This window comes from Providencia sp. NPDC089933 (assembly GCF_049545585.1).
In the GTDB taxonomy this organism is placed as follows: Bacteria; Pseudomonadota; Gammaproteobacteria; order Enterobacterales; family Enterobacteriaceae; genus Providencia; species Providencia huashanensis.
Genome location: NZ_JBMWDT010000011.1, coordinates 147,796 through 174,785, shown reverse-complemented (window position 1 = coordinate 174,785; position 26,990 = coordinate 147,796). Strand labels below are relative to the sequence as shown.

Here is a 26,990-nt window from a genome sequence, read left to right as displayed (position 1 = left end):
AAAACGCTATTGCGTTTCTTTGTGAGAAAACTGTTTATCTAAAGGCTCACTGAACCAACGCCCATTAAGTACTTGCGTTATTATTTGCTGTTTCTCTTCTGGGGTTACCGTATTATCTTGCTCAATCAAAGCAACAACATCATCGTATTGATATGGTTTATTACTCATATAAATAATTGATTTTATTTTATTTGCATTAATAACAAGTAATGATTCCCCTGCTTGTTCATTTTCTGGTGACCAAGGCTTCCATTCAATTTGGCCTTTATTCGATGGTACACCATTCAATAAAAAATTAGCTAAGTAGCCATTAAATTTCTGTCTGACATCTTTCGTCCCCTCTAATTTAACCAATTCTTGAGTGAACGGGCTAAACTTTGTTTTATCCCACAGTGCCAAAAAAATACCATGGAAAGAACCTAATGGGGCAAGTTGGCTGCCCGTCACAACTTCATCACTGCCCAAACTAAATTCCACACCATAAATCGGTGCCTTGTAATGAGGGTACATCTTTTGGGCCGATTGATTCACATTAAACAGGCTATAAAACAAACTGCCATATTTATTCGCAAAATCATATTGATTCAAAAGGCGAGTATTCGTCGCTAATGAGCCATCTGCTATTGCCCCCGCAAAGCGCTTATCACCTCGAGCAAATAAAGAAAACTCCCCCTGCCCAGTGACCATGATAATGGGGACTGAGTGATATGCGTTTGTTTCAAAACCATTTTTAGGTAGTACTACCCCATCCCGATACAGGTGTGGAAACTGTGACATTCTAATGCCAGCATCGCCAAATAACGTCGCTAGGTCTGCGGCTGGGAGTTGATAAAGATACGCTTTAACATCTGGTGAGCCGCTTAAAAGCCACGCTTTCGCTAAATCTAGTGTTGGTTTTTTATTATCTCGAACCACTAACTTGGCTAATCGGTCAGCAAAAATTTGTTCTGCTTGGTTTTTATTTGCCGTTGTCATTCCTCCGCTAAATACAATCGCTTTATTGAATGAGTTCTCAAATATTGGGGAGATCAGCATTGCCATAACATCTCGTCCCCCCGCAGAGAAACCGGAGACGGTAATGTTATTTGGGTTTCCACCAAATGCAGCAATATTTTCTTTTACCCAATCCAATGAAAGCTTAATATCTAATAACGCGTAGTTTCCAGAGTCTTCTATCTTATCCCCTGTGTTAAGTGCTTGAAGAGGGTTAAAACCGAGTGCGCCAAGACGATAGTTGACGGTAACGATCACTGCATTTAGTTCCGTTGCAACCAACTGAGGGTTAAATTCGGCTGAAGTCCCTGTTTGGTTATTTCCACCATGTAGGTAAAACAAAACAGGGAGGTTTTTCTGATTATCGTCAGGCCTATAGATATTAAGATTCAAACAATCTTCAGTACCTATCGCCCCTGATTGGCTAGTTTGAATACAATTTTGAGCAGGCTTAGTCGCATCAAACGTTTCAGACCACTGGCTCACTGGTTCTGGTTTTTTCCAGCGCAACTCCCCTTGAGGAGCTTTACCATAAGGAATACCAGTCCATGTGACTAACGACTGTTGTGTACTACCTTGGACTTTTCCATTTGTTGTTTCAATAATGTGGTCAATAGCATAAGCCGATGAACTCCAAATAGAAATTAATAAAAATACCGCTGTACTTGTTTGTAACAATGATTTTTTCATTGGTATTTTAAACATATTGTTTTCCCTATTAATTTGGCAAAAAATCGCATTCACATTTAGTTTTATTATCAACAAAGAGTAACTGAAATATATAACCGCATTTTTAAATTATTAAAGTTAAATTTTGTGCTAATTTTATAAAAAAGGGCAGGTTCCCCCTGCCCTTTGTCACTTACTGACTTTATTTTTAGTGCTCACTTCTCAGTTGTTTTGCTGCTTGAACCATATTGGCTAAGGCTTGACGAGTCTCTGACCAACCGCGGGTTTTTAATCCGCAGTCAGGGTTAACCCATAAACGTTCAACAGGAACACGTTTTTCCGCTTTTCTCAGCAACGCGACAATCCATTCCACACTTGGCACATTTGGTGAGTGAATATCATACACCCCAGGCCCAATTTCATTTGGATAATGGAAAGTCTCAAATGCGTCTAGCAAGTCCATATCCGAACGTGATGTTTCAATGGTGATCACATCCGCATCCAATGCAGCAATGGAATCCATGATGTCATTAAACTCGCAATAACACATGTGGGTATGAATTTGAGTATTGTCTTGTGCAACTGCAGCACTGAGTTTGAATGCATCAACCGCCCATTTTAAGTAATCTGCCCACTCGTCTCTGCGCAGTGGTAAACCTTCTCGTAAGGCAGGCTCATCAATTTGAATAATGCCAATCCCCGCTTTTTGTAAATCATCAACCTCGTCACGTAATGCTAACGCAATCTGTTTCGCAATCGTTTCACGGCTAACATCTTCACGAGGGAAAGACCAACAGAGGATCGTCACAGGGCCTGTCAACATCCCCTTAACCGGTTTTTCTGTTAACGATTGAGCATACTTTGCCCATTCCACTGTAATCGCCTCTGGGCGGCTAATATCGCCAATAATGACAGGGGGTTTCACACAGCGCGAGCCATAGCTTTGCACCCAACCATTTTGGGTGAAAACATAGCCGTCAAAATGTTCACCAAAATATTCAACCATGTCATTACGTTCTGCTTCACCATGAACTAGCACGTCAATATCTAAAATTTCTTGTTCTTTAATCGCTTGTTTAATGTGCTCGCTAATATTGGTGCGGTAATAAGTTTTATCCACATTACCTTTTTTAAAATCTAAGCGTAATGTTCTAATTTCACTGGTTTGAGGGAAAGAGCCGATGGTTGTTGTTGGCCATAATGGCAGGTTAAAGCGCTCACGTTGACGCTGTGCACGCTGCGAATACGGGCTACTACGTTGTGTATCACCATCACGAATAGCCGCTAAACGTTGTGCTACCGCCGCGTTATTCACCCTAGTTGATGTTTTGCGAGCTCGGATTGGCGCACTATATGTTTCTAGTGTAGCAATATGATTTTCTGTTGGTTGATTTAGCGCTTTTGTCAGTAAAGCGAGTTCTTCACATTTTTGTATTGCAAAAGCAAACCAACTTTTCACTTCTGTATCTAAACGGGTTTCATCATTCAGGTCAATGGGGCTATGCAGTAATGAACATGAGGTGCCAACCCACAAATTACGCTGACCTAATAACGGTTTCACCCGTGAGAATTTTTCACCTAAATCGGCCTTCCATACGTTACGCCCATTGATAATACCGAGTGATAATACCCAATCTGCGGGTAGCGCTTTATGTAGCTCTTCAATATCATCAGCGCCTGCCACAACATCAACATGTAAGCCTTGAACAGGGAGGCTTTTAATTAAATCTAAATGGTGGCTAATACCATCAAAATAGGTGGTTAACAGCAATTTTGTGTTACCCGATAGCGCCTGATAAGCCTGTTGATACGCTTCTTGCCATTGCGCAGGTAAATCTAACACTAAAGCAGGTTCATCAATTTGTACCCATTCAATACCTTTTTCTGCGAGACGTGAAAGAATTTCCTGATAAACAGGCAATAATTCATTTAGCAATGATAAACGGTCAAAGGCTCCACCTTTAACTTTCCCTAACCATAGGTAAGTTATAGGGCCAATAATCACAGGTTTTGCTTTATGACCTAACGCTAATGCCTCATCCACTTCGTCAAATAATTGCGTCCATGATAATGCGAACTTTTGCCCTTTTTGAAATTCTGGCACGATATAGTGGTAGTTGGTGTTAAACCATTTAGTCATTTCCCCTGCTGGGGCTGGTGTTCCCGTTGGTGCACGACCACGAGCGACACGAAATAGTGTATCTAAGTCAATTGAACCATCTTCATTTTGGTGACGCGGAGGCACATTTCCTAATAGTAAGCTGGTTGTCAGTACTTGGTCATACCAAGCAAAATCACCAACAGGTAATAGCTCAACTCCCGCATTTTTTTGTTGTTCCCAATGGCGAACGCGTAATACGTGACCGACGTCTAATAGAGCAGCTTGGTCAATCTTGCCTGCCCAATAATCTTCTTGTGCACGTTTTAATTCTCTTTTTAGTCCAACACGTGGAAACCCAAGCGTATGATTTATAACAGACATATTGACCCCTTAAAATATTTAGCCGTCTAGATGTTTACACATCTATAATCAACAGGTACTGTATAAAGCACAAGCGCAAATTATTCATTATCACGGTGAAGGTTTTTCATGATCGAATTAAAACACTTAAAAACATTGCAAGCGCTCAGCCAATACGGTTCATTAGCTGCAACGGCGACCCACTTGCACCAGACACAGTCGGCCCTGTCTCACCAGTTTAGTGATTTAGAGCACAGACTAGGTTTTCGGCTATTTATTCGCAAAAGCCAACCATTACGTTTCACACCACAAGGCGAAGTTTTGCTGCAACTCGCACAGCAAGTCTTGCCATTAGTGAAAGATGCGATCCGCGTATGTAATGAACCTGGCGTTTGTGCATTACGTATTGCCATTGAGTGTCACAGCTGTATTCAGTGGTTAACCCCTGCTTTGCAACAATTTCGGCAAACTTGGCCACAAGTCAGCGTTGATTTTAAATCAGGTGTCACTTTCGACCCCCAGCCGGAGTTACTCTCAAGGGAATTAGATATCGTGATGACATCTGACATATTGGCGGAGCAAGGCCTACACTACACACCTATGTTTGACTATGAAGTGAAACTGATTGTCTCCAATGACCATCCGTTAGCCAAAAAGCCGTATATTGAGCCCCATGACTTGGCAGACGAAACCCTGCTCATCTACCCAGTACAACGGGATCGCTTTGATGTTTGGCGTCATTTTTTACAACCAGCTGGGGTCTCACCCAATGTAAAAAATGTAGATAACACATTAATTTTAATTCAAATGGTTGCAGCAAAAATGGGGATAGCAGCGCTCCCTCACTGGGCGGTTGATTCCTTTGAAAAACAAGGTCTGATTAAAACAAAAACACTGGGGAGTGGTTTATGGAGCCGACTGTACGCTGCTTGCCGTGAGGGGGAGCAGCGCCAGCCAGCCATTGAGGCTTTTACTGCGACCGCGACGGATCATGCTGTGGAGAACTTGTCTTATGTAAAGGGCGCGAAAGGATCCAACGCCTATGCACCCAAAGAGAAGCAATTATCAAGCTCGATCCTATGGTAAAGCTCAACCAATCGGGGTGCTGTTGCCAAATAGCAAAATTCACTAATAACCCTGCTGGAACCATCATGTTATTCATTATAGCAAGGGTTCCAGCATCAACTTTTGTGGCACCATAGTTCCACATAAAGTAGCCAATTCCTGACGCCACAATGCCAAGCCACAATAATACCCCCCATTGAAGCGTTGTCGTTGGCATCATTGATTTATTGCCAAATAACAACCAGCCAATCAGTGCAACTAGCGTAGCGCCCAGATAAAACCATGAAAATGCCTGATGTTGAGGAATAGGGTGTATTTCCATCAACCGCTTATAACCTACCTGCCCAATAGCAAAAAAGATATTTGCTAACTGCACGAAGAGTAAACCTAACCAAAAAGATTCACTTAAGTGATCATAACGTATGATAGCAGCACCAATTACAGCGAGTAGTGAGCTAAATAAGTAACCTTTACGGAGTGGTTGTCGTTCTAACAAATCATAAATCAACGTCACATATAACGGCGTTAATACCGTAAAAAGTAAAAACTCAGCTACCGTTAGGTATTGATAGGCATGGAATACAAAAAGATACATCACCCCAAGTTGGCAAGCACCTACCGCCATATACAGAGCAATCACCTTGACGCTAAATTGACGCCAACGTAAGAAAGGTAAGAAAACTAACGAAGCAAGTGCAACACGCACCAATACCGAAAACCAACTGTCAACTTGGCCAGCAAGGTATTCGCCTATAAGACTAAAAGACGCTGCCCAAAGCAGCGTCGTAATAACAAGTAACCACATAATGCTGTATTTTGTCTCAAACTTAAGGGGTGTGAGTAGAATACTCGTTTTTTAGCCTTAATGCTCTTTTTCGATCAATACAGCTTCCAATAAATCCAAGTCAACCAGTAAAGATTGTAGCGTTTCGTTGCTGATTTTCTTCGTCGCACGTAAGTGATAGAGCTCACCGCGTTCCGCACGAAGCGCGGTTAAACGGAAACGACGCTCCAAGTCTTCAATCTGCAAGCTGTGTTCTATTTCATCCTGCCCAGCCGTTCGGCGCCTTAAATACCCCGTCACACGGGATGCCACCTCGCTAATATCTTCGGAATCTAGCTTTTCCTCGACATCCGCAGATAAACGCTCTTGCATTTTATTTAAGCTGACAATCGCGACTTCAGCCATTGCGGCTTTAGCCATACGAATTTCGTTAGCATCGGCATCCTTATCACCCACTTTAAAATTACGCAGTAATAAGGGTAAAGCGATAACCCCAGCAAAAATAGAGAATAGAATCACCCCCGCAGCAATAAAAATTAACTGGTAACGAGCAGGGAATGGAGAGCCATCGGTTAAAAATAGAGGGATTGAAAGCACACCCGCTAAAGTAATTGCCCCACGAACCCCTGCGAAGGAAGCAAGCCAGAGTTCACGCACAGTATAATTGGCAAATTGCAGTGGTTTTTTCTTTAAGAACAACCGGCTAAACCTTTTCATTAGCCACAGCCAGCAGAAACGGAGTAACAATAAAGCAAAGTAAATCACGGCTACCGCTGCAAATAGCATCCACGTTTCTACACTAGGGTCAAGTTCTGCTTGGATAACTGACGTTTCCCAGATACCCGGTAACTGTAGCCCTAACATAATGAAAACTAAACCGTTAAAGACAAACTCAAGCATTGACCAAACGCTATCTGCTCGTAACCTCATCGCTAATGGAGCGTTACGGATCACACCTGATTTTGTGATGGTCATCCCTGCTGCAACTGCCGCTAAAATACCTGAAAAACCAATATGCTCTGCGATCATATATGATGCGAATGGTAACAAGAGCATAAACACAATTTGTGTTGCTGGGTCGTCGCCACTCCAACGGCTCATAAGGCGCAATGATTTACTGTATAGCCAAGTAACGATAATCCCCGACAGTAAACCACCCACAGCGACTTTGAAGAACTCAATGGTGACACCTGAAGTGCTAAACACCATCGTGCCCATCGCAATTGCGACGGCAAATTTTAATGCAACCAGACCGGAAGCATCGTTCATCAGAGCTTCACCTTCAAGTACGCTCATCATCCGCTTAGGAATTCGCCCTTTCCCAACAATGGAAGATAACGCTACGGCATCTGTAGGTGACAATACCGCGGCAAGCGCAAAAGCGGCAATTAAAGGTATACCCGGCATTAACCAGTAAATTAAATAGCCAATGCCGATTACAGTCACTAACACCAAAACCAACACTAAAATAAAAATTTCTCGGCCATTTTGGAAAAATTCACGTGTTGGTGTCTTCCAACCATCAACAAACAGCAAAGGTGGGATCAGTAGAACCATAAATAGTTCAGGGTCAAAAGTGACATGCAAGCCAAATTGAGGCCATGCAAGTAATGCACCGATAGCAATTTGAATGAGGGGAAGCGGAATTCGAATAGGTAAAACTTTAACGGCAACTCCAGAAATAGAGACCGCTAAAATCAGAATCAAAATAGTAAAGAAAATTTCCATGTTGCCCTTACTGATTAACCAGACGACCAAAGTCTAAAATTTGCCTGCCGCCGCATAGTAAGAGATAGCACCGTCCAGACCATGATTGTTCAAATCGAGCCAGTAACGAGTGGAAACTATGGACTTCCACTTGGTTCACCGCCTTATATCTATTTTATCCTTAGCAATTATTTTTCGGGGAAAAAATTACCATTTTGCGATTAATCGATATAAAACGTTAAATAAGGCGATAAGATCGCCTTATTTAAATATTATGAACCTTAAATAGCTAATCCTGAGGCATAAAATACCACTAAAAGCACCGCAATAATCACAGTTCCCACATTCAGTTTACGCCATTCACCCGCACAAATACGGCCAATCACCAATGCGGCGAAACCAAGCATAATACCAGTCACAATATTACAAGTTAAAACAATAAACACCGCACACAGTAAACCTGACATTGAATCAACAAAGTCATCAAAATCAAGTTTAGAGACATTACTTAGCATCAACAGGCCCACATACATCAACGCAGGTGCTGTCGCATAAGCAGGCACTAAATAAGATAATGGTGATAAAAATAAAATTAAGAGGAAGAGTACCCCAACAACCACAGCCGTTAACCCTGTACGACCACCCGCTGCGGTTCCTGCTGCTGATTCAATATAGACTGCGGCAGGAGATGCACCGATCGCACCAGCAAAAATACTACTCACTGAGTCGGCAGTTAGCGCCTTACCACCATCAATAATTTGCCCATCTTTATCTAAAAGGTTAGCTTGCCCCGCAACAGCACGAATTGTCCCTGTTGCATCAAAAACAGCTGTCATCACCAACGCAAGCAAGCTTGGTAATACCATGGGTTGTAAAGCCCCCATAATATCCATACTAAATACTAGAGATAGCCCATCGTCACCCAATGATGGTAATTTAAAGAAACCTTGATATTGGACAGCGGGGTCAAAAATCAACCCAATAATTGAAATAGCGATAATCACCAGTAGAACGCCGCCCGGAACACGACGTTTTTCTAAACCAAAAATAACCGCTAGCCCAACGAGTGACATTAACACAGGGAAAGAGGTAAATTCCCCCAGAGCGACGGGTAAACCTGCATTTGGGTTTTTGATCACTAAACCAACACCATTTGCTGCGATTAGCAATAAAAACAAACCAATACCTATCCCTGTACCATGGGCAATCCCCATTGGCATATTACGTAAGATCCAGCTACGAATACCTGTAACAGAGATAATGGTGAATAAACACCCCATTAGAAAAACGGCGCCTAGTGCCACGGGTATACTAATTTTTTGCCCTAAAACTAAGCTAAATGCAGTAAAAGCTGTCAATGAAATCGCACAGCCGATGGCCATTGGCAAATTTGCCCATAGCCCCATCAGCAAAGAACCAAACCCCGCCACTAAACATGTTGCAATAAAAACAGCGGTTGGAGGGAAACCAGCCTGCCCCAGCATACTAGGCACAACGATGACAGAATAAACCATCGCTAAGAATGTAGTTAGCCCTGCAATGATTTCACGGCGAACTGAAGACCCGCGTGCTGTTATCTTAAAAAATGAATCCAATTTACAGTTGGATGACGCCTGTTGGCCTGACATGGTGTACCTCTGCTGTTAATAGTAAACGAATACTCTCAAATAGTGCTGAAGCCTAACGCATACGTTGACGTAAACGATTACGTTTTCAAAAAATAAAACCAATTGAGAATAAATTCTCTATAAAAACAGTTACGCAATCGTTTGGCTTTGAAATTAGAATAAAACGTATTGTGAGGAGGGCAATTATCGTTCTAAAACGGGCTAATGATCAAGTGTTTTTAGCATATCCCCCTGATATTCCCCCTTTCGTATTCAACAAAGGCTTATCAGTTTTTTTGCTAAGTACTTCCTTAAGGATAAAAAATATCTATTCCCCTCTGAGCCTTAAACGGACTTTCTAAAATTCCCTTTATTTTCATCGTAGTTATTTTAAGTAAAAATAACTAATTACTTTTCATATAGCGTTTGTTTAAAGAGAGTGATTATTTTTCTTGGTATAATCACAGAATATTTTCTTACAAAACGAACAACTTAAAAAATATTTATTTATGGTAGAATAATTTTCATACAAACCATTAAACATGCTTTTTTACGTTGTTTTTATTGAGAAAATAAAACATACATGGAGTGAATATAATTCATATATATATACACTCAATTATTGTCAACCATAGTTATAATTCTGATTTATTTATAATAACGAACACAAAAAACATATTAAAATGTCAAATAAGAATACATCAATAATCACTTTACAACGGGGTGTTTTACTACTTTTTATTTGTTTCCTCGCAATGTATTTATTACCGGGAATATATAGCCATAGCCCTTGGAAGCAAGATGAAAATTATAGTTTTGGCATTATTCAAACCATGTATGAAACTAATGAATGGTTAGTCCCAACAAATGCGGGTGAACCATTCATGGAAAAACCTCCGCTTTATTATTGGGTTGCTACTATTACATCCCATTTATTTTCTGGTTTTATGCCCCTTTATGATGCAGCTCGTAGTGCAACTTTGCTGTTTTCAGCGCTCAATTTCGCTTTCTTTTTATGCTTAGCGCGCCGCTTTTTCCAAGCTAAAGACTTTACGGATACACGCATTTGGTTAGCTTTCGCACTCTATGCCTGTGCCCCAGGGGTTCTGCGCCACAGCCATGATATGTTCACAGATGTTGCTCTTATGGCTGGGGCAACTATCGGCCTTTATGGGTTACTCGGGCTAATACAGCAACAGAAACTGTTGATGTCTAGCCTTTGGTTATCCCTAGGGACGGTAATCACAATGCTCTCAAAAGGGGTTTTCATCCCCGGCGTTTTATGGATTTGCTTAATTTTATCCCCTATTTTTATTCGCCAATGTAGAACCAAGCAATTCTGGCTATTCAGTTTATCCGCAGGGTTAATCGCCCTTGTTGCTATTTTACCTTGGCCTATCCATTTATACTTGCAGCATCCTGACTTATTTATGGTGTGGTTTTGGGAAAACAATATTGGTCGCTTTTTCGGGTTTTCTGTCGAAAAATTAGGTGCAAAAGCCAATTTAACACGTATTCCAGCTGCCGTTTTATTGTTCGCCTTTCCTTCGGGTCTACTAGCTACAGCATATTTTTTAAGGCACCCTATCAAGCGGTTATTCAATCAAAACCAATATTTACTCACCCTATTTCCTTTATTAGGCATTGTTTTTTTGCAGCTTTCAGCTTCAGGTCGTGCCTTGTATTTGCTCCCATTTATTGCCCCAATGGCGATTTTAGCAACACAAACACTCTTAGCTGCTCCAGCGAAAATTTTACGTTATATTTCATATTTCGCGGCAATATTCTGGTCATTACTGATTCTATTTCTTTGGGCCTGTTACCTAATAGCATTAACAGGCCACCAGCAAGAATGGCTCAGCCCTTTTAGTCGCTGGCTACCGATGAGCTACCAGATGCCATTTTCCTCAGTGGCTTTTGTGAGTGGCTTAGTCATTACCTTAGTTTGGTTTTTACGTAATAAAATCATCGCTAACCCTATTTCACCTGCATTTCAGATGATGAAAAATTGGTTACTTGGGCTATGTTGCGTCTGGGGCGTGATTTTAACCTTATTTCTCGGATGGGTTGATTACACTAAAGGTTTTGAGGGAGTTTTTGTCGATTTAGATCAACACTTAGCAGGCCAATTTACTGCAACTGACTGTATGGCTTCAGATAATATTGGCGAATCAGAAGCACCCATGCTCTATTATTACACTGGTATCTTACACCAACGCCAAGATCGTTTTGAGCGCCCCGCACAATGCCGTTGGTTAATTGTACTATCAAAAGAAATTAAACCGGCCCCACAAGGTATGAAGTTATTTTGGCACAATCATAGGCCAGATGAAGATCGTGAAAACTTAGTGGTATATAAAGCTATTGAGTAATCGATAAGCGGTGTACTCCCTACCTGTAGTGCACCGCTAAATTAATTAATTTGTTAATTGTTCAATAGATTGAGCACTGTACTTCTCACGAGTAAACCATAAAAAGATAGCCGCAGATAAAATCAGTAACACTGGTAGGCCTGAAGGTGAAATAGATGTAGCAATGCCCCCTAACAGCGGCCCAGATAAATTACCGATCCCCCACAGCATAGCGGCGGCAGCATTCGCTACAATTAATTCATTCCCTTTAAAATACTGGCCTATCTGGACTAATGCGATGGTGTAAATTGCCCCTGCTGTTGCCCCTAAAACAAACAACAACCCCCAAATAAGATAAGGTTGGTCTATCAAAAAAGGGAGTAAAAAACTTGCACCTAATGTCACAACACCACAAATTCGATACAGTTTTTCTCTATTCATATGGTCAGCTAGCCAGCCAAACGGCAGTTGCATAATCGCATCACCGGCTAAAATTGCGCTAATCATTAATGCAGCAACAGCCTCTGTGTGGCCCATCCCCATCCCATAGATTGGAAACATAGATAGAATAGTGCCATCAAAAAAAGCAAAAAATAAAATCCCACCGCAAATACCTGGGGCAATTTTTACAAACTGAATAATAGAGAAATTAGACTTCGCGGCAGCCTCTGCGGAATGATCACCAACTTTTTGATCCATCAAAAGAAATAACGCCACCGAAATTAAATGGATCAATGTACAAATTAATAATGGTGATTTGTCTTCCACGCCATAATAAGCAATAAATGATGGCCCGAGTAATTGGCTCACTGTAAAGACAGTCGTATAAATCGCCAATATGCGGCCCCGCTTATTTTCTGGGGATAGTTCATTGATCCACGTTTCCCCTAAACAAATCATCACACCACTAGCCAAACCAGTAACGAGCCGCAAAGGAAATAATAACCACAGCGGTAAGGTACTGAGTAATGGCAATAAACTCACAGCAGAAATGATGGTTGCCAATAACATGGCCTTTCGCTTACCTGACCATAACACAATACGTTGGACTACAGGCGCGATTAAAAACATCCCTAACGCAGGTGCTGCGGAAATAATGCCAATATACAATTCATTGACACCATAATTATGTAACCTAAGCGCGACCATCGGTATACTTAACCCGATCACGATACCAATAACAGCAATACTCATGGTGATCGTAAAAATAGCGAAAAACGGGGAACGACGACAATTTTGCAAAAACTGATTATCAGAGCTCATTTTGAACTTAACTCGTTTCCTCTTCAAAAGAAACAGGTTTTAACTCCATGAATAAATAACTATTTAAAATAAAAAACCAATAAGCCACTAATGAAAACTATAGTTAGCTCATCAATTGTAGCATGACTAATATATTCCGCTATTTATCTCTACAAAAGCAGATTGTATTATTTATTTTAATGCCTTAGATGAACTAAAGAACAAAAAAATATCGATATAACAATGCGATTCCTGAGACTAAAATAACAATATTAATAATTTTCAAAAATGCTTCACGGGAAATTTTTAAGGTAATATGCCTACCCGCCCAAATACCGATTAACATTGCCGGGGAAAATGCCAAAGCAATCAATAAAATATCAATATTTAGATAAACACCCATAACCAAGAATATGGTTACTCTGGTAAGAGTACTAAAGCCAATCAGTGTCATCTGAGTGATACGAAAACGTTGTTTATCTTCAATTCGGCTCGATAAATACATCGCATAGATAAACCCACCACTACCAAATAAGGCACTGAAAATACCGCCTATTAAACTGAATGGAACAACAAGTGCTTTGGAAAATGGTGTTTTCACTTTCTTGGAGAAGAAAGTGTTTAATACATAACCGATCACGAACAAACCCAGTAATAATACTAAAATATCCGGTCGCGTTTTTAATAAAATAGCGGCTCCAATTAAACTTCCTATTACCATTAGTGGAATTATCCATTTTATCTCTTGATAATCGGCTTTTTTCCCATCTCTAAATAAATTTAAAATGGCCGCAGTTAAATCAATTAGCGCTAATATTGGGACAATCATACTTAAGGGCAAATACATAGCCAGCACAGGAGTTGCGATAAGAGCTGAGCCAAACCCCGCCATACCAAAAACCAAATAAGCGAAAAGTAAAGTCACAAAACAAATCGCCATCTCTGGCGTTAATAACCCAAACGGCATACTGATTTAACTCCTAAAATTTTTGATACTCTCACTATAAATTTTTTAGGACAGATTAAATAGCCTTATTTTTTTGTGGGTAAATTTTAAAACTATATCAAAAAATAAAATAACCTCTTTAAATACAATATAAGATGGAGAATATGTGATTAGTTCTACTGAGTCATGTAGAATTAGCATAATGAATTGGAATTTAGGGAAAGCCATATTGTGGATAAAAAAATTAATATAAAAATTGGTCAAAAGATCCGTTTACTTAGGCAAGCTAGAAACCTTTCGTTGAATGAACTATCTCGCCTATCTGGGATCTCAAAAGCCGCATTATCCAAATTAGAATCCGGCGATTCAAACCCACGTATTGATACATTAGAATCGATTGCCATCGCGCTGCGTTTTCCGCTTAGCGATTTATTTACACGCCAACATGAAGCTTATCCCTACTTTGTCAAAGGGTCCTCGAGTGAAGAGGAATATTCACAGCAATTTAAATTCCGTATTAGTATGGGGAATATCTCCGAAATCTGGCAATTAACCATGAAAAGAGGGGCTATTATTAATAGCCCTGCGCATATGAGTGGAACCCATGAGCACATTATGGTGAATTCAGGTTCACTAATGTTGCGTTTGCATAACGATCAAAACATCATTCTAGAAGCAGGCGATTTTTATGCATTTAGCGGTGATTTTCCACATTCTTATTTATGCATAGAGGGAGAATTACAAGCGACTGTAGTCATGACTTACTCCCATATCAGCGAAGGTGTTTAAACCGAGGCATGTTGTGCATCATAGCTAATGCGCAACGTCCCTTTTTTATATTTCATCGACTTAATTGAAAAATGCGTAATGCTATCCAATGAACCAACGTGCGTTCCTCCGCATGGCATTTCTTCAGTTTGGTCGATATAACTGATCCTCAGCTCGTCGTTTTGTTTTATTTCAACTTTCCGGCCACTGCTAATGCTTTGATTAACAATATCTTCAATATATTGACTATCCAGTTTTTCAAACGGCACAACCTCACCATCCATCATACAAAACTCGACTCGAGATTCATCAGGAAAATGATGCCCTTTTTGTGCAAGCCAGCCAAAACGCCGTAATTCCCAGTTTAACAAATGCCCAGCGGTATGCAGTGCGGCATATCGTTGACGTTTTTCTCCGTCAATGGCTGCAACAACGGTGCTCTCTAAATTTAAATTTATCCCATCAGGGAGATAAGCAACAATCAAACCGTTCAGGTGTTTCTTAATACGAACGGGCTCATTATTAACCCAAGCAGTATCGGCGGGTTGCCCACCACCTTGTGGATGGAAAATGTTATCTTGTAGTGCAACCCAGTGCCCTTCCTCGTCACTACCTTGTTTTAATAGAACTGTTTCTACTTCATATTGGTAAGTATTGGTGAGATAAATGTTGTTCTGCATAACTTTCGTACCTTTTATTATTCAATTTAGCAGAATGTATTCGCTTTTCATTCCCTAAACTATTTCTATAACCGCTTAAATTTATACCACCTTTGTTCGCTTTAGGAAACCCTTATTTATGATACTACGTTGAAAATTAATCATGATAAAAAAAGCCCACACGCATTGTGTAGGCTATTAAAAAAGATGCTGATAAGCATTACTGCAAATAATTCTGCATGGTTTCGAAGAGACGTAAATCGTCACTGAAACGAACTTCTCTCACATCTTCAAGCTTTTCAACTTGATTAATCATTTGTGATAGACGCTCGTCTTTTTGCACCAGCAGCCATATCCGGCTTTCATCTTTATTTTTAATTGGCATACAAAGAATGCCATCAACGTTAAAAGCTCTGCGTGCGAATAAGCCACATATATGTGACATCACGCCGGGATGGTTACGAACAATTAACTCTAAAGCTATTGGGTGATGTTCAAATGCCATAATTAAGCTCCAATCATATCAATGTTAGCTGCGCCTGGTGGAACCATTGGATAAACCTTCTGGTTAACATCAATTAAAACATGGATCAAACAAGGGCCTTTGGTATTCATCACCCTTTCCAGTGCCATTTCAGGATCTTCTTCATTATTTAAATCACACGTTTGTAAGCCAAAACCTGCCGCTATCTTAATAAAATCAGTTTGATAAGGATAAGCTGCCGCAAATATACGATTCTCAAAGAACAGATCCTGTTGTTGATGTACCATTCCCAACGCTTGGTTATTCATCAAAACAATTTTTATATTTAATTGGTGCTCGGCGGCTGTCGCCAGCTCTTGAATATTCATCATCAAGCTGCCATCACCCGAAAAACAAACAACCGTTTTGTCTGGCTCGGCTAATGCGGCTCCAATCGCCGCTGGTAAACCAAACCCCATGGTGCCTAAACCACCAGAAGTCAGCCATTGGCGAGGGCGCGATAATGGATAAGCCTGAGCTGCCCACATTTGGTGTTGCCCAACATCAGTTGTGATAATCGCATCTTCACCCGCAGCCCGCGCAGTAGAAAGAACTAATCCATAATGATTTAACGGGTTGTCTGCCTCGCGGAGATCCAATGGGTATTTATTTTTCAATTCACTAACTTGATTAACCCATTCAGTACGTTCATTACGTTCAACTAAAGGTAATAATAATTCCAAGATCTGCCCTGCATCTGCGTGAATGGCGATATCTGGTCGTTTAATTTTACTAATTTCCGCTTTATCGATATCCACATGAATGATTTTTGCGTTAGGGCAAAACTTCTCTGCCTTCCCGATTGCTCTATCGTCAAAGCGTGCGCCAATAACAATTAATAAATCAGACTCTTCCATGACCATATTTGTGCTAGCAGCAGCATGCATGCCTAACATACCTAAATATAATGGGTGTCGCATAGGGATAGTGCCAAGCGCCATTAAGGTCATCGTCGTCGGTAATGAGGCTTTTTCCGCAAACGCAATCGCTGTTTCTGTTGAATCAGAACTAATAACCCCACCACCAAAATATAGTACTGGGCGCTTCGCATTATTAATCATTTCAGCTGCTTGCAGAACTTTTTCCATATCAAATGCTGGCGCTTTATCTTTCGGTAATACTTCTGGTATTTCAGTCAGTTCAATAGTGGCAGTTTGAACATCCTTTGGAATATCAATCCAAACAGGTCCCGGACGCCCTGACTCTGCTATACGAAAAGCATCACAAATAACTTGAGGTAATTCATTGATAGAACGAACTAAATAATTATGTTTAGTGACAGGAATAGAAATACCATAGGTATCAACTTCCTGAAATGCATCGGTCCCAATCATTGATGAGGAAACTTGAGCTGTAATACAAACTAGCGGGATAGAATCCAGTTTTGCATCCGCAATGGCGGTCACTAAGTTGGTCGCGCCCGGACCACTTGAAGAAATGCAAACGGCCGCTTTCCCTGTAGTACGCGCGATCCCTTGCGCAATAAACCCCGCACCTTGCTCATGACGAGCCAAAATATGCTGAATTTGCTTACTTTTCCCTAAAGCATCATAGAACGGTAAAGCCGCCCCGCCAGGAATGCCCGAAACAATAGTAATACCATGTTTTTCTAATAAATAGACGATTAACTCTGCCCCTGTAAAACAGGTTTTATGTGGTGATGTAGTGCCCGATCCGCTCATCATAATTATCCTTTGCTAGCCTGCGACCCCAAGCGGAAGGTAATAAAAAACCCCGCTCGGTTTGCGCCGGCGGGGTTTCTAAATCTGCGTTGATTTGTACCCGTTACGGCGCTAAGCCCACGACCACCACCACACGCACGACCACCGCGGCACATGGCGCGGTTAGTAGTAGGTTTGAGTGATTAAAAGTCATGTTCACGGGGTTTTCCTGTTTAGTTTATTTGGTTTAACTTATTTGATTATTGTTCTTGCTTTCTTTAAGAAAACATAAATTTCTGATGATGACAATCATTTTTTTGCGTTTTAATTTCTACTAATCTCAAATGAGATATACATCACACTCCTCCTAAACCAACGAATAAACTGGGTATATCAATAAACTCAGAATTAAATTTTGATTAAATTTTCCTTTTTTACCCTGCATTAAGACTTGACTTAAAGTCAACTTGAAGTAGTACCTTATGTAATATTCTACAGAATTACCCTATTAAAAATATCTTATTACTTGATTTTAATAACTTTTAGTTGAGAGAGGGCTTATGCCAAAATCCGTTTGGTGGTTAACAACGACGCTTGCATTGTTTATAACCGGAAATGCCATTGTACTTTCTGTTGCTGTCGTGGTTGGAGAAAAATTGGCAACAAACCCCACTTACGCAACGCTCCCATTATTAAGCCAGTATATTGGTTTGATCCTCGCAACCATCCCAATTGCCTATGTAATGCAAAGATACTCAAGAAAAATAGGATTTATTATTGGCAACATTGGCGGGTTAATTGGTGCTGGGTTATCTATACTTGGCGTTTTAGAAAGTAGCTTAATTTATTTTTCTATCGGGCTATTTTTCACTGGTATTGCAATAGGCACTGCACAACAATTTCGTTTTGCGGCAATCGAGGAAGCTCCTGTTTCTTTGCGAGCTAAAGCTATTGGGCTTGTTATGAGTGGGGGCATTGCTGCTGCGTTAATTGGCCCAACCCTAGCGGTTACCACCCAAGGATTTTTTGCAGAATACCCTTTTGCTGGCCCATTTATCACATTAGGCATCATTTATCTTATCGCTTTTCTTTTATTATTAATTGTCCCCTTGAAGAAGGCTGTTAAGTCCACAACAGACAAAACCTTAGTTAAACGTAGCTATAAGGATTTGTATTTACAGCCAATTTTAATGCTGATTGCAATTGTTAGTGCTGCAGGTTACGCCATTGTTGTCTTTACTTTTGCCTCAATTCCTTTATCTATGAAGCAACATGATTTCCCCTTTTCTTCAATTGCAATTGTATTTCAGTTTCATGTACTTGGCATGTTCGCTCCATCATTCTTTACGGGCACATTAATTCATCATTTAGGCGCAAAACGCATTATTTTCTGCGGTATTGTTTTATTAATTTTATCTGCTGTCATGAACTTACTCGCTAACCATTTTTATAACTACCTTTTCGCGGGTATTTTTGTCGGTGTAGCATGGAATTTAATTCTTATCAGCACGACCAACCTGCTACCACACACCTATGAAATACATGAACGTGCCAAAGTACAAGGAATGACGGATTTTCTTATTTATTTTTTTGGGGGAATTGGCAGCTTAGCTGCGGGTATGTTGTTTTTCACTCTAGGGTGGCAAGTGATGAATATCTTATCCGTTGTTATATCCATCGCAATTTTGGTCGGTTTTTGGCAGTTAAAAAGATATATTCCAACGCACCAATAAACCATTTAATACTCACATCTTAATTCTGTGCTTATGGTGTAAAAACAAGTTCATGATAGTTTGTTGCTCCATAAATATATCACCATAAGTCAAACAACACTGGTTGAGTACTAATTAAAATTTTGCATTATTGTTATTTCACAAATTAACAGCCTGTATTTATATCTGTTTATCTTTTATTTATTGGTAATTTACATAATCAGAGATATGATTAAAAAGTAACTAGTAGGAAAATATTATGTATAAAGAAATTACTGTTCCCTACCAAGGGAAATACACGGAATTTCAATCTACAGTTGTCAATGAGATATTAGTTTGGATTGAAATGAACTTAACCAATCGTCTATTACTCGACGATATTGCACTAAAATCGGGATATACGAAGTGGCATTTACAGAGGGTATTTCGCAAAGTTGTTGGGATACCTTTAGGTGAATATATTCGCCGAAGGCGGATATGTGAAGCAGCAAAGGACCTCTGCACGACCGACCTTCAAGTTATTGATATAGCACTAAAATACCAATTCGACTCCCAGCAATCATTTGCAAAGCGGTTCAGAGCATATTTAGGTACATCACCGTCAATTTACCGAATTTCCGGTGAAAGCCAAAATGACCCTTTACTACTGGAACCCAAAGTTGCCTGATACGCAATATGAAAATAAAATTTGTATATTCTTTTATTCAACCTTCAATACAAAGCTCCATGTAAGTTAATTACTGGAGCTTTTTCTATTATTACCTTAAGAAAATATTAATTTAAGAAACTCTTAATTTAAAATTAATAATCTCTTAAGGTTTAAAGTTATTATTTAATTTATTAAGATAAAAATAAAGGCCTCACAAGGAAGCCTTCATTATATTTAATATATTCTTCTAATTATATTGATAATTAGAATGGAATATCATCATCGAAATCCATTGGTGGCTCATTAGTTTGTGGTGCTGGTGCTTGTGAACGAGCTGGCGCACCACCGCCACTAAATTGTTGAGCAGCTTGAGCTTGTGGTTGCTGAGGCTGACCCCAACCCCCCTGACCGCCTTGCCCTTGTGATGACGAATCACCACCACGACCACCTAGCATTTGCATTGAACCACCGATATTAACAACAACTTCAGTGGTGTAACGGTCTTGACCGCTTTGATCTTGCCATTTACGGGTTTGCAAAGAACCTTCGATGTAGACTTGTGAACCTTTTTTTAAATATTCACCCGCAACCTCAGCTAATTTGCCGAAAATAACCACGCGGTGCCATTCTGTTTTTTCACGCATCTCGCCGGTTTGCTTATCGCGCCAACTTTCAGAAGTTGCCAGAGTCAGGTTTGCCACAGCCCCACCGTTAGGCATATAACGGATTTCTGGATCTTGTCCTAGGTTACCGATAAGAATTACTTTATTTACGCCTCTGCTGGCCATTTATTACTCCTGATGCATTGAATTTTAATCTCTGGATTAGCCGAGAAGTTTACCACGACCTCGCTGATTTGCACCACGAAATTGAAACTCCCCCTCGAACTTGCGAAACACTTTCCAAATTTTAGTGTAATTTCTGAGTGCAATTTCAGTATAGACACAAAATAATTCACCGTTTCCCCTTCGACAAATTCGTTCTTCCCTTGAGCTTATGTATAATTGTACATTTTTAAGACTAAAACTCCCCACTCTAGACTGTTTAATTCATAGCTAGGCGGCAAGCGAAGGCATTACAAATGTATATATAAGTATGTAACTACCTAGCCAAGCACAACCAACAGCACTAAGAATTTAAATAGGAGTAGTAGAAAAATATGGCAAGTACTGTATATCCATTCAGCCATAATTATGTGATAATGATCGCTTGCGATTGTTCAATATCAAATCATCCGGGAAGTGGTAAATGGATAATATCGAAGTACGCGGCGCACGCACGCATAATCTGAAAAACATCAATCTCGTTATCCCTCGTGACAAACTGATTGTTATTACGGGTTTGTCTGGCTCTGGGAAGTCATCTTTAGCTTTTGATACCCTATATGCCGAGGGTCAGCGCCGCTATGTTGAGTCCCTATCCGCCTATGCACGCCAGTTTCTTTCTTTAATGGAAAAACCGGATGTCGACCATATTGAGGGGCTATCTCCAGCCATTTCGATTGAACAAAAATCGACTTCACATAACCCACGGTCAACTGTCGGGACAATCACTGAAATTCATGATTATCTACGTTTATTATTTGCTCGTGTCGGTGAACCTCGTTGCCCTGATCATGACATACCACTAGCAGCACAAACAGTTAGCCAAATGGTTGACAATGTACTAGCGCAGCCTACCGACCGCCGGATGATGTTATTGGCTCCTGTCGTTAAAGAACGCAAAGGCGAGCACGTTAAGTTACTTGATAACTTAGCAACACAGGGTTATATCCGAGCAAGAATTGATGGCGAAGTCTGCGATCTTTCTGATCCTCCAAAGCTCGAATTACAAAAAAAACACACGATTGAGGTTGTTGTCGACCGCTTTAAAATTCGTGATGATATCGCCCAACGTTTAGCCGAATCCTTTGAGACCGCACTCGAGCTTTCCGGTGGTAGTGCTATTGTTGCCGATATGGATGACCCAAGTGCAGAAGAATTGGTTTTTTCTGCTAATTTTGCCTGTTCGGTGTGTGGTTACAGCATGATGGAACTTGAGCCACGGCTGTTTTCCTTTAACAATCCAGCGGGGGCTTGCCCAAGTTGTGATGGCTTAGGTGTTCAGCAGTTCTTTGACCCTGAACGGGTTATCCAAAATACAGAAATATCCCTGTCTGGCGGGGCTATTCGTGGCTGGGATCGCCGTAATTTTTATTATTTTCAAATGATAATGTCATTAGCAGAACATTATAAATTTGACGCAGAAGCGCCATACAGTTCATTAAGTCCTGCTATCCAAAAAATTATTTTATACGGTTCAGGCAAAGAAACGATCGAATTTAAATATCGTAACGACCGTGGCGATGTCACTGTTCGTCGTCACCCATTTGAAGGGGTGCTCAATAATATGGAGCGCCGTTATAAAGAAACAGAATCCACTGCGGTACGTGAAGAACTCGCCAAATACATAAGCAATCGCCCTTGTGTTTCTTGTCACGGAACCCGTTTGCGTAAAGAAGCGCGCTTTGTTTTTGTTGAGAATACAACATTACCTGAAATTGCTGATTACAGCATTGGCCACGCAATGGCGTTTTTCCAAAATCTAAAACTCACGGGTCAACGTGCGCAGATCGCAGAAAAAGTATTAAAAGAAATTGGCGAGCGGCTGAAATTCTTAGTTAATGTGGGGCTTAATTACCTTAGTCTTTCACGTTCTGCGGATACCTTGTCTGGTGGGGAAGCTCAGCGTATTCGTTTGGCAAGCCAGATTGGGGCTGGTTTAGTCGGGGTGATGTATGTTCTTGATGAACCTTCAATCGGCTTACACCAGCGTGATAACGACCGCTTACTCGAAACGTTAATCCACCTGCGTAATCTTGGTAATACTGTTATCGTCGTAGAGCATGACGAAGATGCCATTCGCGCCGCTGATCATGTGATTGATATTGGGCCTGGGGCCGGTGTACATGGTGGGCAAGTTGTCGCTCAAGGCACATTAAATGATATTGTCACGAACCCTGACTCTTTAACCGGTAAGTATTTAAGTGGTGAGCGTAAAATAGAAATCCCTCAGCAACGTGTCCCTATTAACAAAGACAAAATACTCACTGTATTTGGTGCTAAGGGTAACAACCTAAAAAATGTGACGCTAAAAATCCCTGTTGGTCTATTTACTTGTATCACAGGGGTATCAGGCTCTGGTAAATCAACACTAATTAACGATACTTTATTCCCTATAGCTCAACGCCAACTAAATGGTGCAACAACCATTACTCCAGCCCCTTATTTGGATGTAGAAGGTATAGAACATTTCGATAAAGTTATCGATATTGACCAAAGCCCTATTGGCCGTACGCCTCGTTCAAACCCTGCCACCTATACGGGGGTGTTTACACCAATTCGTGAGCTATTTGCCGGTGTTCCTGAGTCAAGAACACGTGGTTACAACCCGGGGCGCTTTAGTTTCAACGTCAAAGGTGGGCGCTGTGAGGCATGCCAAGGTGATGGGGTCATTAAAGTAGAAATGCACTTTCTGCCTGATGTGTATGTCCCTTGCGACCAATGTAAAGGCAAACGCTATAACCGTGAAACGTTAGAAATCAAATACAAAGGGAAAAGTATTCATGAAGTCCTCGATATGACAATCGAAGAGTCTCGTGAATTTTTTGATGCCGTCCCAGCACTCGCTCGTAAGCTACAAACCCTGATGGACGTAGGTTTATCCTATATTCGTCTTGGCCAATCCGCGACCACATTATCCGGTGGTGAAGCCCAACGAGTAAAACTCGCCAAAGAGCTATCTAAACGGGGTACTGGGCAAACTATTTATATTTTAGATGAACCAACAACGGGTCTGCATTTTGCTGATATTCAACAGTTATTAGCTGTTTTACATCAGTTACGTGACCAAGGAAACACCATCGTTGTCATTGAACATAACCTTGATGTGATTAAAACGGCAGATTGGATTGTCGACTTAGGCCCTGAAGGTGGTAGTGGTGGTGGTGAAATTTTAATTTCCGGCACTCCTGAAGAAGTCGCTGAGTGTGAAAAATCACATACTGCAAGGTTTTTAAAGCCTATTTTAGAGCGCGGTTATTAAAAACTAAAGGCACAGGGAAAGCCGCCATGGCTTTCCCTTCATATCATCTGTATTCTTTCTAACCTAACGAATAACTAGTTATTAATACAATAATATCAATTAAATCAGTTTATTGTTCATCCGCCCTCAACAATGAACCTAAATCGCATATGGCTTTCAGTGGATAGCTATTAGAACCGGTTTCTGACGGGGTAGCTCATACTTATTTTATTTTTTGACATCTATTTCATGTGAGGCTGCCGTTATTGATACCGCAACGCTAAAGTTACATGGTGTTATCGATCTCACATCATCGAATCGGGTCGCACAAGAACGTCAAGGGACCTTAACTGGGGATACTGTCTTAAATGTTGAACCCATTAATGATAACATTCAGAAATACTTAAGAACTACTCATATATGGGACACTATTTTTCGTCTCAGTGATCAGGTAATGGCTGTTATTACAGATAAAAGATAAAAAAAACGCAGGGCTCAGCCTGCGTTTATTGAATAACTTTCTTTATGGGTAAATAACTATTGGCTAACCGCAGCAAATGCTTCGACAATACGTTTCACATTATGACGATTGACCCCAGCCATACAAACACGGCCAGTTCCCACTAGATAAACTGCAAATTCGTCTTTTAGGCGAGTAACCTGTTGTTGTGAAAAACCCGTATAGCTAAACATACCGCGTTGTTTTAACAAATGGTCAAAGTTTTGCTCAGGTAAAGCTTTCTTCAGTTCATCAACCAGCACTGTACGCATATCTAAAATACGTAAACGCATTTCTTCCACTTCCGCTAACCATTTCGCTTTTTCTGCGCTGTTGGTCAATACGGCAGCCACAATTTTGGCACCATTTGATGGAGGACTTGAATATAGACGGCGCACGCCTGCTTTAAGCTGACCTAATACACGGTCACGCTCATCTGGGTTTTCGCAAATAACTGATAACCCACCCGCACGCTCACCGTAAATACCAAAGATTTTAGAAAATGAGTTGCTAACAAATACAGGTAACCCTGCTTTGACCATAGTTCTAATCGCGTAGGCGTCTTCGTTGATACCTTCGGCAAAACCTTGGTAAGCGATATCCAAGAATGGGATTAGTTTATGTTCAATCGCCACTTTAGTAACTTCATCCCATTGGGCTGGCGTTAAGTCAGAACCCGTTGGGTTATGGCAGCATGGGTGCATTAAAATGATGCTATTTGCAGGCAATTTTTTGAACGTTGCCAACATTTCATCGAATTTAACACCTTTGGTTTTTTCATCGAAATACGGGTAATAGTGAACTTTTGTGCCAGCACCGGAGAAAATAGACGCGTGATTTTCCCAAGTTGGGTCGCTGCACCAAACCTCTGAATCAGGATAGTACTGGTGTAGGAAATCCGCACCAATTTTTAATGCGCCAGAACCACCAATAGTTTGCACGGTTGCAATACGCTCTTGAGCGATCAGTGGGCAATCTTCGCCAAATACTAGTTTTTGCAGTTCAAGGCGGTAATCTTTCAAGCCTTCCATCGGCAAATACAACGACGCACTGGCAGGGAGTTTGTTTAATGTAGCTTTCGCAGTACCAACAGTACCCAGTTCAGGCGTTTTACCTTCACCATCGTAGTAAAGACCGATACTCAAGTTAATTTTATTTTCACGAGTGTCTTTATTAAATTCATCCATCAACGACAAAATTGGGTCGCCCGGATACGCATCAACATGTTGGAACACAGGACATCTCCTAATCATTATTTAGCATTATTTCGTTTTGTTATTTGAAAATAACCCTTTGCTAACTATTCGTCTACATATTCCATCGCAACTCGTGAGGTTAATTTTGTGAGTAACTCATAGTTAATGATGCCTGTTTGTGCGGCAATTTCTTCAACTGGTAGACCATTGCCCCACAAAATAACGTCATCCCCCACTTTATCTTCGGCATTTGGCCCTAAATCCACGACAGTCATATCCATAGAAATACGCCCAATAATTGGCACTTTTCGTCCATTAATTAACACTGGCGTGCCAGAAGGGACATTACGCGGATAACCATCACCGTAGCCGATTGCGACAACCCCCAACCGTGTATCCCTATCGCTACACCATGTTTCACCATAACCGACGCACTGACCAGCAAAATGCTCCCTAACCGCAATTAAAGATGACTTTAATGTCATCACTGGTAATAAACCGAAACTATCTGCACTTTTCCCCTCTTGTGGGGATGCCCCGTACATCATGATCCCCGGTCTTACCCAATCATAATGCGCTTCTGGCCAGAGTAAGATCCCTGCGGATGCAGCGATGGATTTTTCACCGTCTTTGCCTGCTATAAACTGTTTAAAGCAAGCTATCTGATTTGCGGTTGTAGAAAGGAGTGGAGCATCAGCTTGGCAAAAATGACTGACGATATTGATAGGAAGCTTAACATTTTTACAACGTTGCAGCCGTTGGTAAAAACCTTCTGCATCTTTTGGTAGCACGCCAAGACGATGCATTCCCGTATCTAGCTTCATCCAAACTTTCAGTGGGTGTGGAAGGTCGGCCGCTTCCAACATTGCCAGTTGCTCTACACAGTGGATAACAGTATCGATACGCTGTGCAGCCATCACAAGCAAGTCAGATTGCTCGAAGAAACCTTCTAATAAAACAATAGGTTTAGTAATACCATGCTGCCTGAGCAATAAAGCTTCATTGAGCCTCGCTACGCCAAAGCCATCCACCAGCTCTTGAACTGCGATACCGACTCCAGCTAATCCATGACCATAAGCGTTTGCTTTAACAACTGCAATCAATTGGCTATTTGGAGCGATGCTTTTCACCCGTTGCAAGTTGTGTCGCAGAGCGCGGCGGTTTATCAATGCGGTTGCCGCTTTCATTATTTCCTCGTTGTTTCTCTCTAATTTGGCCAAAAATTAAGCTGCACGTTGGCAGCTCAATATATTCTCTATTTGTTATACGCTAAAAAATATCAATTTCCATTCGATATTATTTTTATGGATCATTTAATTTTAATACTCTAACTCTAATGCCTAAATAGTTTGGGTTGTCGCTAGGCGGCGATTGAGCTAAGCCTAGGAGCATACATAAGTATGTGACTAGGATTAGGGAATGAAGCCAACACCGCG

At 40.8% G+C, this 26,990-nt stretch carries 20 protein-coding genes; 6 read left to right on the top strand and 14 right to left on the bottom strand.

What is annotated here, in order from left to right; translation table 11 throughout:
* Positions 1-6 precede the first annotated feature (6 nt).
* Together ACPEH5_RS16130 and metE are read right to left on the bottom strand one after the other, a co-directional pair.
* Positions 7-1,698, bottom strand: a complete 1,692-nt coding sequence (locus ACPEH5_RS16130) for a carboxylesterase family protein (protein ID WP_259672176.1) — start codon at positions 1,696-1,698, stop codon at positions 7-9.
* 172 nt (positions 1,699-1,870) lie between these two features.
* Complete coding sequence (metE, locus tag ACPEH5_RS16125) at positions 1,871-4,144, bottom strand: 5-methyltetrahydropteroyltriglutamate--homocysteine S-methyltransferase (RefSeq protein ID WP_166687283.1); 2,274 nt, start codon at positions 4,142-4,144, stop codon at positions 1,871-1,873.
* Between the two features lie 108 nt (positions 4,145-4,252).
* Between metE and metR the strand changes: the two genes are divergently transcribed.
* Positions 4,253-5,209 carry an HTH-type transcriptional regulator MetR gene (gene metR / locus ACPEH5_RS16120; protein WP_042848842.1) on the top strand — a complete coding sequence of 319 codons (957 nt, stop codon included), beginning with the start codon at positions 4,253-4,255 and terminating at the stop codon, positions 5,207-5,209.
* Here metR and ACPEH5_RS16115 read toward each other — a convergent pair.
* From ACPEH5_RS16115 to ACPEH5_RS16105, 3 genes are all read right to left on the bottom strand, one after another.
* Positions 5,094-5,993, bottom strand: coding sequence for a carboxylate/amino acid/amine transporter (locus tag ACPEH5_RS16115; RefSeq protein WP_187550701.1), 900 nt, complete (start codon positions 5,991-5,993; stop codon positions 5,094-5,096). The genes metR and ACPEH5_RS16115 overlap by 116 nt on opposite strands.
* 57 nt (positions 5,994-6,050) lie before the next feature.
* Positions 6,051-7,700 carry a Na+/H+ antiporter gene (locus ACPEH5_RS16110; protein WP_048608641.1) on the bottom strand — a complete coding sequence of 550 codons (1,650 nt, stop codon included), beginning with the start codon at positions 7,698-7,700 and terminating at the stop codon, positions 6,051-6,053.
* Positions 7,701-7,960: 260 nt separating this feature from the next.
* A complete protein-coding gene (locus ACPEH5_RS16105) occupies positions 7,961-9,307 on the bottom strand; it encodes an NCS2 family permease (protein ID WP_240133553.1) in 1,347 nt (448 codons plus the stop codon).
* 662 nt (positions 9,308-9,969) lie between these two features.
* Between ACPEH5_RS16105 and ACPEH5_RS16100 the strand changes: the two genes are divergently transcribed.
* Entirely contained in the window at positions 9,970-11,658 is a 1,689-nt protein-coding gene (locus ACPEH5_RS16100; protein ID WP_166685919.1) for an ArnT family glycosyltransferase, read from the top strand.
* A 45-nt stretch (positions 11,659-11,703) separates the two neighbouring features.
* Here the strand turns inward: ACPEH5_RS16100 and ACPEH5_RS16095 are convergent, their stop codons facing one another.
* Complete coding sequence (locus tag ACPEH5_RS16095; protein ID WP_048608645.1) at positions 11,704-12,900, bottom strand: MFS transporter; 1,197 nt, start codon at positions 12,898-12,900, stop codon at positions 11,704-11,706.
* A gap of 193 nt (positions 12,901-13,093) precedes the next feature.
* Positions 13,094-13,846, bottom strand: coding sequence for a sulfite exporter TauE/SafE family protein (locus ACPEH5_RS16090; RefSeq protein ID WP_206227517.1), 753 nt, complete (start codon positions 13,844-13,846; stop codon positions 13,094-13,096).
* A 210-nt stretch (positions 13,847-14,056) separates the two neighbouring features.
* Here ACPEH5_RS16090 and ACPEH5_RS16085 point away from each other — a divergent pair, with 210 nt between their 5' ends.
* On the top strand, positions 14,057-14,614 hold the full coding sequence (locus ACPEH5_RS16085) for a helix-turn-helix domain-containing protein (RefSeq protein WP_042848848.1): 558 nt from the start codon (positions 14,057-14,059) through the stop codon (positions 14,612-14,614).
* Here the strand turns inward: ACPEH5_RS16085 and ACPEH5_RS16080 are convergent.
* The 4 genes from ACPEH5_RS16080 to ivbL all read right to left on the bottom strand — a co-directional run bounded on the left by ACPEH5_RS16080 (position 14,611) and on the right by ivbL (position 17,650).
* On the bottom strand, positions 14,611-15,273 hold the full coding sequence (locus tag ACPEH5_RS16080) for an alanyl-tRNA synthetase (protein ID WP_042848849.1): 663 nt from the start codon (positions 15,271-15,273) through the stop codon (positions 14,611-14,613). The genes ACPEH5_RS16085 and ACPEH5_RS16080 overlap by 4 nt on opposite strands.
* A 199-nt stretch (positions 15,274-15,472) precedes the next feature.
* Positions 15,473-15,757 carry an acetolactate synthase small subunit gene (gene ilvN / locus ACPEH5_RS16075; RefSeq protein ID WP_042848850.1) on the bottom strand — a complete coding sequence of 95 codons (285 nt, stop codon included), beginning with the start codon at positions 15,755-15,757 and terminating at the stop codon, positions 15,473-15,475.
* A 2-nt stretch (positions 15,758-15,759) separates the two neighbouring features.
* The gene (gene ilvB, locus ACPEH5_RS16070) at positions 15,760-17,457 is read right to left on the bottom strand and encodes an acetolactate synthase large subunit (RefSeq protein WP_042848851.1); all 1,698 of its coding nucleotides are present in this window, start codon (positions 17,455-17,457) and stop codon (positions 15,760-15,762) included.
* A 103-nt stretch (positions 17,458-17,560) separates the two neighbouring features.
* Positions 17,561-17,650, bottom strand: a complete 90-nt coding sequence (gene ivbL / locus ACPEH5_RS16065; RefSeq protein ID WP_105880933.1) for an ilvB operon leader peptide IvbL — start codon at positions 17,648-17,650, stop codon at positions 17,561-17,563.
* A gap of 346 nt (positions 17,651-17,996) precedes the next feature.
* Here ivbL and ACPEH5_RS16060 point away from each other — a divergent pair, with 346 nt between their 5' ends.
* Both ACPEH5_RS16060 and ACPEH5_RS16055 read left to right on the top strand, forming a co-directional pair.
* Positions 17,997-19,169, top strand: a complete 1,173-nt coding sequence (locus tag ACPEH5_RS16060) for an MFS transporter (protein ID WP_042848852.1) — start codon at positions 17,997-17,999, stop codon at positions 19,167-19,169.
* A gap of 238 nt (positions 19,170-19,407) precedes the next feature.
* A complete protein-coding gene (locus ACPEH5_RS16055) occupies positions 19,408-19,815 on the top strand; it encodes a helix-turn-helix domain-containing protein (RefSeq protein WP_042848854.1) in 408 nt (135 codons plus the stop codon).
* Positions 19,816-20,060: 245 nt separating this feature from the next.
* Here ACPEH5_RS16055 and ACPEH5_RS16050 read toward each other — a convergent pair whose 3' ends face one another.
* Positions 20,061-20,585, bottom strand: a complete 525-nt coding sequence (locus tag ACPEH5_RS16050; RefSeq protein WP_042848855.1) for a single-stranded DNA-binding protein — start codon at positions 20,583-20,585, stop codon at positions 20,061-20,063.
* Between the two features lie 460 nt (positions 20,586-21,045).
* Here ACPEH5_RS16050 and uvrA point away from each other — a divergent pair, with 460 nt between their 5' ends.
* Positions 21,046-23,880 carry an excinuclease ABC subunit UvrA gene (gene uvrA, locus ACPEH5_RS16045; RefSeq protein ID WP_042848856.1) on the top strand — a complete coding sequence of 945 codons (2,835 nt, stop codon included), beginning with the start codon at positions 21,046-21,048 and terminating at the stop codon, positions 23,878-23,880.
* 516 nt (positions 23,881-24,396) lie between these two features.
* On the opposite strand, the gene ACPEH5_RS16040 is transcribed toward uvrA, so the two are convergent.
* Together ACPEH5_RS16040 and alr are read right to left on the bottom strand one after the other, a co-directional pair.
* Positions 24,397-25,593: an aromatic amino acid transaminase gene (locus ACPEH5_RS16040; protein WP_042848857.1), complete on the bottom strand. Its 1,197-nt coding sequence runs from the start codon at positions 25,591-25,593 to the stop codon at positions 24,397-24,399.
* A 65-nt stretch (positions 25,594-25,658) separates the two neighbouring features.
* Positions 25,659-26,741 (bottom strand): alanine racemase, encoded by a 1,083-nt coding sequence (gene alr, locus ACPEH5_RS16035; RefSeq protein ID WP_042848858.1) that lies wholly within the window; start codon positions 26,739-26,741, stop codon positions 25,659-25,661.
* Positions 26,742-26,990: the final 249 nt, after the last annotated feature.

Excerpts from the sequence above, each read along its gene's own strand:
- ACPEH5_RS16130 (WP_259672176.1), bottom strand. The coding sequence starts at position 1,698 with ATGTTTAAAATACCAATGAAAAAATCATTGTTACAAACAAGTACAGCG.
- metE (WP_166687283.1), bottom strand. The coding sequence starts at position 4,144 with ATGTCTGTTATAAATCATACGCTTGGGTTTCCACGTGTTGGACTAAAA.
- metR (WP_042848842.1), top strand. The coding sequence starts at position 4,253 with ATGATCGAATTAAAACACTTAAAAACATTGCAAGCGCTCAGCCAATAC.
- ACPEH5_RS16115 (WP_187550701.1), bottom strand. The coding sequence starts at position 5,993 with ATGTGGTTACTTGTTATTACGACGCTGCTTTGGGCAGCGTCTTTTAGT.
- ACPEH5_RS16110 (WP_048608641.1), bottom strand. The coding sequence starts at position 7,700 with ATGGAAATTTTCTTTACTATTTTGATTCTGATTTTAGCGGTCTCTATT.
- ACPEH5_RS16105 (WP_240133553.1), bottom strand. The coding sequence starts at position 9,307 with ATGTCAGGCCAACAGGCGTCATCCAACTGTAAATTGGATTCATTTTTT.
- ACPEH5_RS16100 (WP_166685919.1), top strand. The coding sequence starts at position 9,970 with ATGTCAAATAAGAATACATCAATAATCACTTTACAACGGGGTGTTTTA.
- ACPEH5_RS16095 (WP_048608645.1), bottom strand. The coding sequence starts at position 12,900 with ATGAGCTCTGATAATCAGTTTTTGCAAAATTGTCGTCGTTCCCCGTTT.
- ACPEH5_RS16090 (WP_206227517.1), bottom strand. The coding sequence starts at position 13,846 with ATGCCGTTTGGGTTATTAACGCCAGAGATGGCGATTTGTTTTGTGACT.
- ACPEH5_RS16080 (WP_042848849.1), bottom strand. The coding sequence starts at position 15,273 with ATGCAGAACAACATTTATCTCACCAATACTTACCAATATGAAGTAGAA.
- ilvN (WP_042848850.1), bottom strand. The coding sequence starts at position 15,757 with ATGGCATTTGAACATCACCCAATAGCTTTAGAGTTAATTGTTCGTAAC.
- ilvB (WP_042848851.1), bottom strand. The coding sequence starts at position 17,457 with ATGAGCGGATCGGGCACTACATCACCACATAAAACCTGTTTTACAGGG.
- ivbL (WP_105880933.1), bottom strand. The coding sequence starts at position 17,650 with ATGACTTTTAATCACTCAAACCTACTACTAACCGCGCCATGTGCCGCG.
- ACPEH5_RS16060 (WP_042848852.1), top strand. The coding sequence starts at position 17,997 with ATGCCAAAATCCGTTTGGTGGTTAACAACGACGCTTGCATTGTTTATA.
- ACPEH5_RS16055 (WP_042848854.1), top strand. The coding sequence starts at position 19,408 with ATGTATAAAGAAATTACTGTTCCCTACCAAGGGAAATACACGGAATTT.
- ACPEH5_RS16050 (WP_042848855.1), bottom strand. The coding sequence starts at position 20,585 with ATGGCCAGCAGAGGCGTAAATAAAGTAATTCTTATCGGTAACCTAGGA.
- uvrA (WP_042848856.1), top strand. The coding sequence starts at position 21,046 with ATGGATAATATCGAAGTACGCGGCGCACGCACGCATAATCTGAAAAAC.
- alr (WP_042848858.1), bottom strand. The coding sequence starts at position 26,741 with ATGAAAGCGGCAACCGCATTGATAAACCGCCGCGCTCTGCGACACAAC.